This is a genomic window from Agrobacterium sp. CG674, from assembly GCF_053521645.1.
Genome location: NZ_JBNWDZ010000001.1, coordinates 737640 through 750866, shown reverse-complemented (window position 1 = coordinate 750866; position 13227 = coordinate 737640). Strand labels below are relative to the sequence as shown.

The window sequence follows — 13227 nt, the reverse complement described above, 5'->3', positions numbered from 1 at the left end:
TCGGGGGCGGATGTTACGCGGGTTTGCGGAATCACCCATCAATCTCGCTGTACGTCGTTTGTTCCACGACATCTCACCTATTAGTATAGTAGTTAATACATAACTAACGGGCAGTGGCGCTAGTGCAACACTGACCCTGGAGACGAGCTTTCCTGGGGTGCGTGATCAGATAACCACAATCGGCGCGCCCTGCGGCACACGATCATAGAGATCGACAACATCCTGATTGAGCATGCGCACGCAGCCGGATGAGGTGGCCTTGCCCACGGATTGCCAGTCCGGCGTGCCATGCACCCGGTACAGCGTGTCCTTGCCATCCTTGAAAATGTAAAGCGCCCGGGCACCGAGCGGATTGTTGAGACCGGGGATCATGCCGCCATTGGCAGCCGAGACAGACGCCAATTCCGGTTGTCGTTCCACCATCTCATTTGGCGGCGTCCAGCGCGGCCATTTCGCTTTCCACTGTATCTTGCCGCGACCGGCCCATGCATAGCCATCGCGGCCAAGCCCCACGCCATAGCGCACGGCCTTGCCGCCCGGCTGCACGAGATAGAGGAAATGCTGCTTGGTATCGACCACGATCGTGCCCGGCGCTTCCGCCGTCTGGTAGTCCACGTCCTGACGCAGAAAGCGGGGATCGACACGCGAATAGGGAATGGCGGGCAATGTATGGCCGTCATCGCTGATCTGGTCATACATTACGCGGTGCAAAGGGTTGGATACCGGCAGGCCGTAACCACGCGTCTGGTTGCTATAGCCAGGTGTGAGACCAGAACCCGTGGGCTTTGCGGTGGATGGCGGACCATACAGTTGCTGGAACTGCGACTGGAAGAGTTGCGGCGGACGACTGTTGATGGAGCCGGGCGTTGGCGGCAACGGCGGGCGCGGAATGGAGCCGACATTGTTGTAATTGAAGACCGGCGCCGTTTCCTGCACGAACACGTCAGGGTTCATGCGGCTGGTGTCGGTGATGAACAGGCAGCCGCTCAAAAGCGGCATGAGCGCAATCACCGCAAAAGACACAAGGCGACGGCAGGTTTTCAAGTGTAGTGTCATGGAACCGCTTCACAGGGAGACATCGTTTCCACGACACTGCCCTACCCGGCTGGCGCGAAGCTGGAGGCATAGGCGGTTATAGCACCCATCAGGCGAACTGATTGAAGAAGCGAATACTCTCGACAACGGCACCGGGGACCACGCCATTATGGTTGCCGGGCAGCAGCATGTTATCGATGGGCATGCCTGCAAACCGCGCCCGCTCCATCAAAAGCTTGTGGTCGGCGTCGAAAGGGCGTTCCTCCGTGCCGCGCAAAAGCAAGGTCGGGCATTTGAGGCTTGGGCCGAAACAGACGGAAGAGCGCATGATGAACTCTTCCTCGTTGCGATCATCGAAGCATATTTCATCAGAATATCGGTTGAAGTATCGCCATGAGTTGACGCCTGCGGAGATGGGAACGGATGCCCGGAATTTCCGCGTCATCGATGCCAGCAGCGACAGGGTGCCACCATTGGAATGACCCGCGAGGAACAGCCTGTTACGGTCCACTCCGGCCAAGTTTTCCAGATAGGATGCCGCGGCCAACGCATCTGAGGTCTCGTCGTAAAAGCCGGAATAATAGCCCTGTTGGCCGTTTTCACCTCTAAACGATGGCAAGAGAACCACGAAACCTGCTTCCCAATAGGGCTTCATCAGCGCCCAGTGCCCATCGCCCGTGGCGTTGCCGCCATGGAGAAACAGCACGGCTGGCTTCAGCGTCTTGCTGGGCTCGTATTGCGAAAGCCATGCCACCAGCTCGATGGAGCCGTTGGGTCCACCGGGATAGGTCACGCGGGTGGCACCCGGCGGCGTTCCGAGCGGTGTGGATTTTTCAGGTGCTGCGATCTTGCGCAGCAGATGCGTGTGAAACTGCGTGCGCGCCTTGGCATAATCTTCCCGCGCAAGCGGAAGAACTTCGGGAATGGACAGGTTGGCATGGGCGGGCGGCGGCAGCGAAGACGCGGCGACAAGACCGGCTGCACCTGCCAGAAGGTGGCGTCGTGTGAGGCGCGGCTCAGTGAAGGCACCGGAGGACGAGGGTTTCTCTGCCATATGAGAGGTCCGAAATTGTATTAAGCGCACGTTAATTTCACCACTAAGTGATTGAATTGTCCATTCACTGTTTTGCGAATGCGCAAGAAAGCTTAAGCCGATTTATCGTCAATCATTGCCATCAGCGTGGACAGGCGATCCGCCTCCGATGGCAGTTTGTCCGCGCGCAATCTGGCGATTCGAGGAAAGCGCATGGCTACGCCGGATTTATGGCGATTGGAACGGTTGATGCCTTCGAACGCCACTTCCAGCACAAAACCGAATTGCGGCGTGGCGCGAACGGCACGCACCGGGCCGAAACGCTCCACCGTGTTGTCGCGCACGAACTTGTCCAGCACCTCCAATTCCGCATCGGTAAAACCGAAATAGGCCTTGCCGACGGGCACAAGTTGCTCGCCCTCCTCTGTTTCCGACCAGACGCCGAAGGTGAAATCCGAATAGTAGCTGGAGCGTTTGCCGTGGCCGCGCTGGGCATACATCATCACCGCATCAATGTTGAAGGGATCGCGCTTCCATTTGAACCACGGCCCCTTGGCGCGGCCCGCCTGATAAAGGCTGTCCTTGCGCTTGATCATCACCCCTTCGATGACAGGATCAGGTGGCGCCTTGCGCAGGGTTTCCAGCTCATCCCAACTGGAAAACGGCACCAGAGGCGACAGATCGAAGCGATCATGCGGCGCGTCTTCGATCATGCCCGTCAATATCTCACGGCGCTTGAGAAACACCTCGCCGCGAACATCCTCTTCGCCGTCAAACAGAACATCATAGGCGCGAAGAAACGCCGGGTACTCCTCCAGCATGCGGGCATTCACCGTTTTGCGGTTTAGGCGCTGCTGCAGATCGGAGAAGGTGCGGGTCGCGAGATTGGAACGGGCCGTGCCGCCAATCAGCAACTCGCCATCGACAACGCCTTCGAAATCGATGCGCTCGAGAATGTCAGGGAAAGCGCCGGATATGTCATCGCCGGACCGGGAGTAAAGCTTGCGCGTATCACCCGAACGGGAAAGCTGCACGCGAATGCCATCCCACTTCCATTCCGCAACAAAGTCTTTCGGATCAAGGTTTTGCAGGTCGTTATCGCCGACGGGCGTGGAAAGCATGACGGAGTGGAAGATAGCTGGCGTGGCCAGCACCGGCCGCTCGGATTTGCCTTCCAGCCATGCAAATAGCGGCTCGTAGGGTGGCTCCAGCCCATGCCACAGCGTTTCGATTTCGGTAATATCGCGACCACCGAAATCTGCCAGCGCCTGTCTTGCAAGACGCGCGGAAACGCCGATGCGCAGGCCGCCAGTGACCAGTTTCAGGAAGGCAAAGCGAGAAGACGGCTCCAGCCTATCCAGAAGATCACGCACGGCGGGGCGCACTTCCGTTCGCCCCAGCGAATTCATCAGCGTGACGATTTCGCCAAGGCCTGGGTCTTCGATGGCAGGCCGGTCCTCTGGCTGGCTGGTATCCCAGACAAGCGAGATCGTCTCGGCAAGATCGCCGACATAATCATAGGAATAGCGAAACAGTACGTCGTCCATGCGTTCCAGCACCAGCTCGCGCAGCATGGCTGGCTTGACGCTTTTCAGGTCGAGCGTGCCAGCAATGGCGGCAAGGCCGTAGCCCCGGTCGGGGTCCGGCGCATCGCGGAAATAATCGGACAGCAGCTTGAGCTTACCGTTGCGCGACGGGGTAAGGACAAGACGGTCGAGTAGGTTTGCAAAGGCTTTCATGCCATCAATCCCCCTCATCCTCGTAACCCACCAGATGCAGCGGGCGGGCCGGAATGCCCTGCAACTCGCACCAGCGCACCAGCGCCTCCTCGCGCCCATGGGTCACCCAGACTTCGGAGGGTGCAACTTCCTTGATCGTTTCCAGCAGTTCCGGCCAGTCGCAATGGTCTGAGATGACCAGTGGCAATTCCACCCCGCCCTGCTTGGCGCGCTGGCGCACCATCATCCAGCCGGACGCAAACGAAATCAGCGGCTCGTTGAAGCGACGCGCCCATTTTTCCTGAAAGGCCGAGGGCGGCCCGACGACAATGGCGCCCTTGAACTGTTCCGGGTTGCTTTTCTCAAGCGTGGCGGGACGCAGATCGCCCAGCTGTATGCCCTGCGACATATAGTAATCGCACAGCTTGGCCAGCGCGCCGTGGATATAGACGGGTTCGCTGTACCCATTGTCGCGCAGAAGCCTCAGCACTCGCTGCGCCTTGCCCAGGGAATACGCGCCGACGAGATGGGTGCGTTCGGGAAATTGCCGGATCGACGTCAGAAGCTTGGCGATTTCGTGAGCGGGCTTTGGATGGTGGAACACCGGCAGGCCGAAGGTCGCTTCGGTGATGAAGACATCGCAAGGCACCGCTTCGAAAGGCGCACAGGTGGGGTCGATCCCACGCTTGTAATCGCCTGATGCGACAATCCTGATACCGCCATGCTCAATGGAAATCTGCGCCGAGCCCAGAACATGACCAGCCGGATGAAAGCCTACGGTCACGCCGTTGACGTCAACCGTCTCGCCGAAATCAATTGCCTGTTCGCTACCGGTGAAATCCTCGCCGTAGCGGATGCGCATGATATCCAGCGTCTGGCGCGTTGCCAGAACCTTTTCGTGGCCCGCCCTTGCGTGGTCCGAGTGACCATGGGTGATCAGGGCCCGCGGCACTGGCCGCACGGGGTCCACATAAAAATCACCAACCGGGCAATAGAGGCCTTTCGGCGTGGGATAGAGCAGTTTGTCAGGCTTCATGGGGGCCATCTGTTGCGGTGTGACGGGTGAAAACGCGTGGTTGCCCAACACGTTCCCCACCCATCATGTTTCTCGCGGCGGTGCGCGGTCAAGCTTCGACAGCAGGCTTTTCGACAACAGCCGCAGGCAGTCTGACGTTCTTGAGCGCGATGGCGGCGACAAGTCCGATGGCCGCTGTGAAGGCTGCAGTATAAAACAGCGGCGTAAAAGCTCCTGCATAAAGTGCCGCGACGGCGGTCTGAGACGCCGCCGGTAGTTCGGCCAGCATTTTCGGCGTCAGTTCCTGAATTTTGCCAACGCCTGGAATATCAGCACCTAGCCCCTTTAGATTGGAGGAGAGGATTGCGCCGTAAATGGAGATGGTGATGGCCGCACCGCCCATGCGCGTCAGGGTGACAGCACCGCTGGCCGCACCAATATCTGCCTTGGGCGCGGAGTTCTGGACGCCGATAATGGGCGCCTGTTGCCCCAGACCCACGCCAAGCCCCTGCGTAAACAGGACGGCGCCGATGATATAAAGCGGTGTGCCTGCATGCATTTGCGATAGCGCCAGCATGGCCAGCACGGCAATTGTCAGACTGGCCACCGAAAACGGCTTGTAGCTGCCGGTTCTGGAAATCAGACGTCCCGCCGTCAGAGCCCCCAGGACGATGCCACTTGTGAGGGCGACGAAGAACAGACCGGCGGTGGATGGCGAAAGGCCAGTCGTGGTTTGCAGAAACAGCGCGTAATAATTGACCATGCCAATGCCAAGGCCACCGCTGATGAGGGAAATGACCATGAGCAAAGGAAATGTGCTGTCCTTGAACAGGTGCAGAGGCACGACCGGCTCAGGCGCACGACGCTCGACCTGCACCCAGAGATAGGCTGCAATGGCGGCAAATGCGACGATGCAGAGGCTCTGCCATGCAAAGATGGAGCCAAATATTTCAGAACTATCCGCCCACAACACAATGGAGGTGATGGTCAGCGCCAGCAAAACCGCGCCCATATAGTCGATTTTTGGCTGCCGCTCCGGGCGGCGGTAGGGCAGCAGGAAGGCGATACCGGTCAGGACGGCGATGCCGATGGGAAGATTGATGAGGAAAATCGAGCGCCAGCCGAAAAGGTCGCTCATCGTGCCGCCGAGCACAGGACCAATGCTTCCGGACGCCATGATGACGAGGCTGGAGTAGCTCTGATATTTGGCTCTTTCCCGTGGTTCGAACAGATCGGCATTGACCGAAAAGATCGACACCATGATGCCGCCGCCACCCAGACCTTGAAGCACCCGCGCTGCAATCAGCGAATTCATGGACCATGCCAGCCCGCAGGCCAGAGAACCGATGGTGAAGATCACGATGGCCGCGATCATCACATATTTGCGGCCGAAAAGATCACCCAACTTGCCATAGACAGGCATCACGGCGCTGGAAGCGAGCAGGAAGGCAGAGCCGATCCAGCCGAAACGTTCCAGCGCACCGAACTCACCGACAATCGTCGGCAGGGCCGTCGATACGATCTGGTTGTCCAGCGTCGCCATGAACATGGCTGACATGAGGAGAAAGAAGACAAAGAGCCTGCGGCGGCGATCAGGAACGAGCGGCGCTATCGGCGTGACGGACATATCCATGGTGGGTTCTCACATTTCATGGAAAATTTATGTGCTTTTCGCACATATGTGTCAATGGCATCTTTATAACTAACATGATATGGTGCGAGTATTGGTTCGGGGAACATGCACATGAGCAAGCAGGCGATAGCGCCCAAACAGAAAACGAAGACGTGCGATGTCACCGGGCGCGATGAGGTGCTGCACATCAGCCACGTCATGACGCGCATGCGCCTGATGATCGGGCGGCGCATCATCGGGCGCATGGCCATTTCGAAGCTCGCGCCGGGGCTGGAGCTTTCTCACATTGATGTGCTGGATATCGTGCACCGGGCCTCACAGCCCGCAACGGTGGGTGCCATTGCCGAGGCCATGCGGCTTGATCCGTCTCGCGGCAGCCGGGTGGTGGCGGAAATGGTGGCGCGTGGGCTGCTGAAACGCGAGGTTTCGCAGGAAGATGCGCGCCGCAGCGTTGTTATCATCACGCCGCTTGGCCACAGCATTCTGGAAGAGATGCGCAGCGCCAAGGTCAACATCATCCGTGATGTCGTAAGTGACTGGCCGGAACAGGACGTCGCGGATTTTGCCCGCCTGTTTGACCGCTTTATCGGACGGTTCGAGCAGCGGCTGGTTCCGGACATCGAGGCACTTGCAAGGGCCAGCCAACGGGAAAACCCTGGCCAGCCGGGTGGCGAGAACGAGTGCTAGACGGCGAAGGTGCTGGGTTTCTGAGCCTTTCCAGCGCGCGCAGGGCGAGTTGTCGTGCCTGACGACCTGCCGCCAACAAGGCGTTTCTCTTTCCAGATTTCCACCTGCCGCGCAGAGAGCAGGAGCACGATGGCGATGCCTGCATAAACAGGGGTGGCCATTGCGTCGAATACGGTGTCTGGATCGGTCATCGGAAACTCCATCAGCTTGATGGAATCACACTAGACGCAAACCCGGCATGGGCATTTGCGACAAATCAAATCGAACGCCTGCGCAACGCGAGCGACGTCAAATACCGTCGCCGCAGGACTGCTCGAAAAATCGCACGCCGTTGCGCCCGCTTTTCTTGGCCTCATACATGGCAGCATCCGCCTTTGCCAAAAGCGCCTCCGGCGTTTCGCCATCGCTTGGGTAAAACGCAGTGCCGGAGGAGCAGGTGACCGTGAGGGAACCGACATTCAGCTCGATCGGCTCGGCAGCGCGCTCACGAATGGTTTCCAGCCGCTGCAATATGCCGGGCTCGTCATGCTGGGGGTTGCTGAAAATGATCGCAAACTCATCACCGCCCAGCCTGACAGCAATATCGGATGCGCGGATGCAGTTCTTGATCCGCTCGGCAAGGCTGCGCAGCACTTCGTCGCCCACGCCATGACCATAGACATCGTTGATCCCCTTGAAATTGTCGAGATCGATATAGGTAATAGCCACAAGCCTGTTTTCGCGTCGGGCCTCATGAATGGCGCGCTGAAACTGGCTCCAGAACAGGTTTCTGTTGGAAAGCCCCGTCAGCGGATCATGATGGGCCATGTAGTTGACCTTGTCTTCCGCACGGCGGCGATCAATCGCAATGCCGGCGATATTGGTCGCCATGTCGATGATCTCGCGTTCGATGGCAGAGGGCATCCGCACCGTGCCGGAATAGAGCGCAAATGTTCCGTGTAAGACACCGTTGTTGCCGAAGATCGGCGTTGACCAGCAGGACCGGAGCCCGTGGCGCATGACGAGGTCGATGAAGTTGCTCCACAGCGGGTCTTGAAACGTATCGCTGACATAGACGGCTTCCCGCAGCCACGCTGCGGTTCCGCAGGAGCCGACCTGAGGGCCGATTTGCACGCCATCCACAGCCGCTACATAGCTCTCAGGCAGGTTCGGTCCGACGCAGCTTCGCAACCGGTTCTGCTCTATGAGAAGAATGGAGCCGGTGAGATTATCCAGCAGCTCTTCCACCGTCCGCACCACTGCTTCGAGAATGAGTTGCAACGGCTTGCCATGCACGATCATTTCAAGAAGGGCAGCATGGCTGCGACGCAGGGTTTCCTGCCATTTGGCTTCGGTAATATCTCTGGAAATGCCAGCAATACCGACAATTTCACCATGATCGTTGCGAACGGGAACGCGCGTTCCCGAGTACCAGCGGACCTGCCCGTCGGCGTATACGACGCGCTGCTCGGAATCAAAGACACCCTCACCCGTTGCAAGGATGCGGCGGTCTATCTCATCCAGCAGGCGTGCCATCTCCGGTGGCGCAATGTCGTATATGTTGAACCTGCGCCCGCGCAACACAGACGGATCATGACCGAGGCAAGCCATCGCGGCCACATTCATATAAGTATAGTAACCCTCGGCATCCTTGAAAAAGACCATCTCAGGTATATTGTCGAGCAGGTAAGACATTCCGGCATCTGAAAGACCGCCCATCATTAAATTGGTGGTCATTTCCAGATCGATAAGAGAGCAAGCGCCTTTTTCTTCACGCATTCCGCAGAAGCCCTTACCTGTTCGTTTTTTTCACTCTCATTAATTTCCAGACCGAAAACGTATTTTCCGGATACATGATAACAGAGACAAAAATGGCTCAAAATCACTTATGCTCAATTAAGATATTCGGAAACACTGTCTATACATGTCAATATATTTACATGATAATGAAGAACATTCTTGCAGTTCTTGCATATCCGCAATTCATAATAAGATGAACAGATATATTATGCAATCCTGAGACGAGGCGGGTTGAGGGCGGACTTGAGCCCTTTTTTAATATTCGCGCTTCCGTTTTCCAGAACACAGCAATAGGTTGCAGGCAGGGAATCAAAAGGGGTTTTGAAATGCTGACGATCTATGGGGTTTACCGGTCGCGGGCCACGCGCACACTCTGGCTGGCCGGAGAGCTTGGGCTGGAGTTTACACATGTGCCGGTCATTCAGGCACGCCGCGTCAGCGATCCACTCGGGGCCGATGCTGCCATGAACACGCTCACGCCATCCTATCTCGCGGTCAATCCCATGGGCACCATTCCCTGCATCGATGATGACGGAATGGTTCTTTACGAATCCATGGCCATCAACCTCTATCTTGCGCGCAAATATGGAACGCCCCTTGCTCCGGCAGATCTTTCTGAAGACGCACATATGATGCAGTGGTCGTTCTTTGCGGCCACGGAGATTGAAAGCAACGCGTTGAAGATTTCTTCTGCGGCAGCAGAAGGTCTGGCGGGAAGCGAAACCGGACAGGCGGTGATTGAAGTCGCCGCACGCATGCTGCGCCGCTCGTTCAAGGTTCTCGATCAACACCTTGCCACCAACGACTATCTTGTTGGCAACCGTTTCAGCGTGGCAGATATCAATGTCGCTGAAGTGGTGCGCTATGCCAGCGCCCATCCGCCACTGTTTACGGCCAATCCTGCCGTCAAGGCATGGCTGGACCGCTGCCAGGCGCGCCCCGCCTTCAAGGCCATGTGGAGCGCACGCGACAGCGAGGCTGCGTAACTCGCACTACATCCGGGTCGTGACCCTGACATCGCCGACACGGATGCCGTTCCAGTTCTTCATGGAACGGTTCGCCATTCCCAGCAGCGTTTGCTGCTCAGTGCTGCCCTCTTCGAAGTAACGTGCCAGCAAAGCAGCAATCATGGCTTCTGCCGCGCGTGTTGCACCATCCTCACACTTCACCGCCATGGCGATGCCCTGCTGCGGCAGAGCCGCAACGAACACGCCCTCAGCGCCGGTCTTGGCAAAGATTTGCCCCGGCGCGATCTCCATCAGTCGCGTGCAGGCGCGGCCCGTTCCCGCCACATAGAATGGTTGCGCCATACAGGCGTCGATCAGGCGGCGTGACGCCTTGGCGCGGATGGTTTCAAGCCCCTGCCCCGTTGCCATTTTTGCGAAACCATGGGCAAGACTTTTCAAAGGAATGGCATAGGTGGGAATGGAGCAGCCATCGACGCCGCAATTATCCTGACCCATCGCAGCCCCCGTCAGGCTTTCCATTGTGCCACGGATTTCCTGCTGAAGCGGGTGATCGTATCCGACATAGCCTTCGACATCTGTTCCCGTGTGGCAGCAGGCACAGATGAAGCCAGAATGCTTTCCAGAACAATTGTTGTGAAGCGCCGAAGGCTTATCCAGCGTTTTCGCCTGGTGGATTATGGTTTTCTGGTCCGACGACCAGTGCGCGCCGCATTCGAGAGCACTCTCATCCCTGCCCGCTCTCGCCAACATGGAAGCCGCAAGCGCCGCATGGGCGTCTTCACCTGAGTGGGAGGAGCAAGCGAGCGCCAGTTCCTTATCGCCAAAACCGAACGCATCCGCCGCGCCGCTTTCCATCAAAGGCAGCGCCTGCATGGCCTTGCAGGCCGAGCGGGGAAACACGCCGCCCTCAATATCGCCTGCCGAAAAAACAATCTCGCCATCTCCATCCACCACGACAGCCATGCCACGATGGCGGCTCTCGGTAAGATTTCCGCGCGTGACTTCAACGGTAACGGGGTTGTGCATGGGTATGGCCTCAAAAAATGCGAAATTAAGCCCGTTGTTTAGATGAATCGCCGTAACGATGCACGAGGCTCCTTCATTGAAATTCGCGAAACGTTTTTTGGTTGCTGTCTTCCTGATCTACCTCTTGCCCGCGCTGGCTTCCGCCGGACTGTGGGCCATGAAGGAACACCCCACCGGCTATCGCAATGCGCGTTGGTCTTCCGCAGGCATTTTGCCGGAAGCGCCCGCCGACAAGCCAGCGGCCATCTACATCTACTCCGCCATGACCGGTGGCCTCAAAGGGTCACTGGCCAGCCACGCCTGGATCGTGATGAAACGCGAGGGTGCGACGACCTATGAGCGGTATGACAAGGTGGGCTGGGGCACACCCATCCGTCGCAACGCCTACGCGCCGGACGCTTACTGGTATTCCAACATGCCCCGGCGCGTGGCTGAAATTCACGGCGAAGAGGCCGAGCGACTGATCCCGAAAATCACGCAGGCCATTGCCGATTACCCCTATGGCAAGGCGGGTGGTTACCGCATCTATCCCGGCCCAAACTCCAACACCTTCGTTGCCCATGTGCTGCGCAGCGTGCCGGAGCTGGGCGTGGTGCTGCCACCGGATGCCGTTGGGCGCGATTATCTGCCCAATGGAGAGTTCATCCACATTGCGGATGACTGGAAAGACGTGAACTTGTCCCTTGGCGGCTTCGTTGGTGTTTCAGCGGGTGTCCGAAGCGGCTTTGAAATCAACTTTCTGGGTCTTGTCGCCGGTTTTGATATCATGAACCCCGGCATCAAAATTCCCGGCCTCGGGTACTTCGGAACGAAATCTTTCGAACCCGCCCCGGAACGTAAACCCGTCAGCGCCTGACGCTCTGTTTGTTTTGCCGCAATTCCGGACGCAAAACCGGTGCCCACTTTTGCTGAAATTGCTCTGGCGTTATCGGGTCGCCCGCCTTGCGCGGATGACCTGCGCGATGAACACCCGTGAGAGGCCGTGATAAAGCGGTTCTGCGGAAATCAGACGTGAGGTGACATATCCCAGCATGGACGCCGCCATGATGGGGATCACGGCTTCATGGTTGCCGGTCATTTCAAGAATGATGACGAAGGCTGTCATCGGGGCCTGCACGACACCCGCAAAATATCCCGCCATGCCGACGATGGCACCCAGCCCGACACTGGCACCCAGCACGGATGCGACGGTGCTGCCAAAACCCGCCCCAACGGACAGCGAGGGCGCAAAGATGCCGCCGGGAATGCCTGATATCATGGCGAGAAACGTGCTTGCCAGCTTTTCGATAAAGAAGAACGGTGATGTGGCATGGCCTTCGATGGCCGCACGCGCCTGCTCATAACCCGTTCCAAAGGTCGCGCCGCCGGTGGCAACGCCGATGACGGCGGAGGCCAAGCCGCAGACGCCGGCAACCACCAGCATGCGTTTCAACGGCACGCTATGCGACCAGCGCCTGATACGTTGAGAAACCTGCAAGGCGGCGGCGCTGAACAGCGCACCGAACACCCCGCCGCCAATGCCGCACAGCACCACCAACCCCCAATCACCAGCCGTCTGCGCCAGCACGGTGCTGGTGCCAAAATAGGTATAGCTTCCGATGAGGCCCAGCGACGCGAGGCCCGAGACAATAACGGCGGTGAGAACCAGCCCGTTGGACCGGGCCTCATAGGTGCGGCTCATTTCCTCGATGGCGAAGACGATGCCCGCCAGCGGCGTATTGAAAGCTGCGGCAATGCCTGCGGCAGAACCCGCCAGAATGAGGCCTCTGGCCTGCGCCATGCCGCCGAACCGCGCCGCCTGCAGCATGATGGACGCGCCGACCTGAACCGTCGGGCCTTCACGGCCAATCGATGCGCCCGATAACAGACCGGCAATGGTCAGCACGATCTTGCCGAAGGCCAGCTTCAACGACAGAAGGCGCGAACGGTCCTCATCATCATGAAAATGCCGGGCGGCGATGGCCTGCGGAATACCACTGCCGCCGGAATTGGGAAACACCACCATGGCCAGCCATGCACACAGCACGAAACCGACCGGCGTGATGATGAGCGGCAGCAGAAATGCCCATGGACCTGATGATGTCGTTGCGAAGAACACATGCTGCGCCCAATCCGCAGCCTTGGCAAAGCCAACGCTGATGACGCCAACGGCCAAAGCACCGGCCCAGAAGACCGCCCGCGGCTTCCACATTCGCCAGCTTCCCCAAACGACGCGGGAACGGCGGAACATTTTGATTTTCCGGTATTTTGCAGGCATGGCACTTTTCAATCATCTAAAATAGAGATGGTTTATCGGCCCCCGAACATATGATTGCAACCTCATGGACGACAAT

General features: G+C 58.3%; 12 protein-coding genes. 3 read left to right on the top strand and 9 right to left on the bottom strand.

Features of this window, described 5'->3' with window-relative positions:
• Window positions 1–165 precede the first annotated feature (165 nt).
• The 5 genes from ACQZ51_RS03565 to ACQZ51_RS03545 all read right to left on the bottom strand — a co-directional run bounded on the left by ACQZ51_RS03565 (window position 166) and on the right by ACQZ51_RS03545 (window position 6434).
• Window positions 166–1056: a L,D-transpeptidase gene (locus ACQZ51_RS03565; protein WP_448775218.1), complete on the bottom strand. Its 891-nt coding sequence runs from the start codon at window positions 1054–1056 to the stop codon at window positions 166–168.
• 88 nt (window positions 1057–1144) lie between these two features.
• A complete protein-coding gene (locus ACQZ51_RS03560; RefSeq protein ID WP_448775217.1) occupies window positions 1145–2089 on the bottom strand; it encodes an alpha/beta hydrolase family protein in 945 nt (314 codons plus the stop codon).
• A 92-nt stretch (window positions 2090–2181) separates the two neighbouring features.
• The gene (locus ACQZ51_RS03555; RefSeq protein WP_448775216.1) at window positions 2182–3807 is read right to left on the bottom strand and encodes a cisplatin damage response ATP-dependent DNA ligase; all 1626 of its coding nucleotides are present in this window, start codon (window positions 3805–3807) and stop codon (window positions 2182–2184) included.
• A 4-nt stretch (window positions 3808–3811) separates the two neighbouring features.
• On the bottom strand, window positions 3812–4822 hold the full coding sequence (locus ACQZ51_RS03550; RefSeq protein ID WP_448775214.1) for a ligase-associated DNA damage response exonuclease: 1011 nt from the start codon (window positions 4820–4822) through the stop codon (window positions 3812–3814).
• An 88-nt stretch (window positions 4823–4910) separates the two neighbouring features.
• Window positions 4911–6434, bottom strand: a complete 1524-nt coding sequence (locus ACQZ51_RS03545) for an MDR family MFS transporter (RefSeq protein WP_448775213.1) — start codon at window positions 6432–6434, stop codon at window positions 4911–4913.
• Window positions 6435–6632: 198 nt separating this feature from the next.
• Between ACQZ51_RS03545 and ACQZ51_RS03540 the strand changes: the two genes are divergently transcribed.
• Window positions 6633–7121 carry a MarR family winged helix-turn-helix transcriptional regulator gene (locus ACQZ51_RS03540; protein WP_448775762.1) on the top strand — a complete coding sequence of 163 codons (489 nt, stop codon included), beginning with the start codon at window positions 6633–6635 and terminating at the stop codon, window positions 7119–7121.
• Here ACQZ51_RS03540 and ACQZ51_RS03535 read toward each other — a convergent pair.
• The gene (locus ACQZ51_RS03535) at window positions 7118–7312 is read right to left on the bottom strand and encodes a hypothetical protein (RefSeq protein ID WP_448775212.1); all 195 of its coding nucleotides are present in this window, start codon (window positions 7310–7312) and stop codon (window positions 7118–7120) included. The two genes, ACQZ51_RS03540 and ACQZ51_RS03535, sit on opposite strands and share 4 nt — an antisense overlap.
• Before the next feature lie 97 nt (window positions 7313–7409).
• Window positions 7410–8879: a diguanylate cyclase domain-containing protein gene (locus tag ACQZ51_RS03530; RefSeq protein ID WP_448775211.1), complete on the bottom strand. Its 1470-nt coding sequence runs from the start codon at window positions 8877–8879 to the stop codon at window positions 7410–7412.
• Window positions 8880–9226: 347 nt separating this feature from the next.
• Between ACQZ51_RS03530 and ACQZ51_RS03525 the strand changes: the two genes are divergently transcribed.
• Window positions 9227–9886 carry a glutathione S-transferase family protein gene (locus ACQZ51_RS03525; protein ID WP_448775210.1) on the top strand — a complete coding sequence of 220 codons (660 nt, stop codon included), beginning with the start codon at window positions 9227–9229 and terminating at the stop codon, window positions 9884–9886.
• A 6-nt stretch (window positions 9887–9892) separates the two neighbouring features.
• Here ACQZ51_RS03525 and ACQZ51_RS03520 read toward each other — a convergent pair whose 3' ends face one another.
• Window positions 9893–10894: an asparaginase gene (locus tag ACQZ51_RS03520; RefSeq protein ID WP_448775208.1), complete on the bottom strand. Its 1002-nt coding sequence runs from the start codon at window positions 10892–10894 to the stop codon at window positions 9893–9895.
• A 76-nt stretch (window positions 10895–10970) separates the two neighbouring features.
• Here ACQZ51_RS03520 and ACQZ51_RS03515 point away from each other — a divergent pair, with 76 nt between their 5' ends.
• The gene (locus tag ACQZ51_RS03515; protein ID WP_448775207.1) at window positions 10971–11750 is read left to right on the top strand and encodes a DUF3750 domain-containing protein; all 780 of its coding nucleotides are present in this window, start codon (window positions 10971–10973) and stop codon (window positions 11748–11750) included.
• A 69-nt stretch (window positions 11751–11819) separates the two neighbouring features.
• Here ACQZ51_RS03515 and ACQZ51_RS03510 read toward each other — a convergent pair whose 3' ends face one another.
• Window positions 11820–13151, bottom strand: a complete 1332-nt coding sequence (locus ACQZ51_RS03510) for a chloride channel protein (RefSeq protein WP_448775206.1) — start codon at window positions 13149–13151, stop codon at window positions 11820–11822.
• Window positions 13152–13227 lie beyond the last annotated feature (76 nt).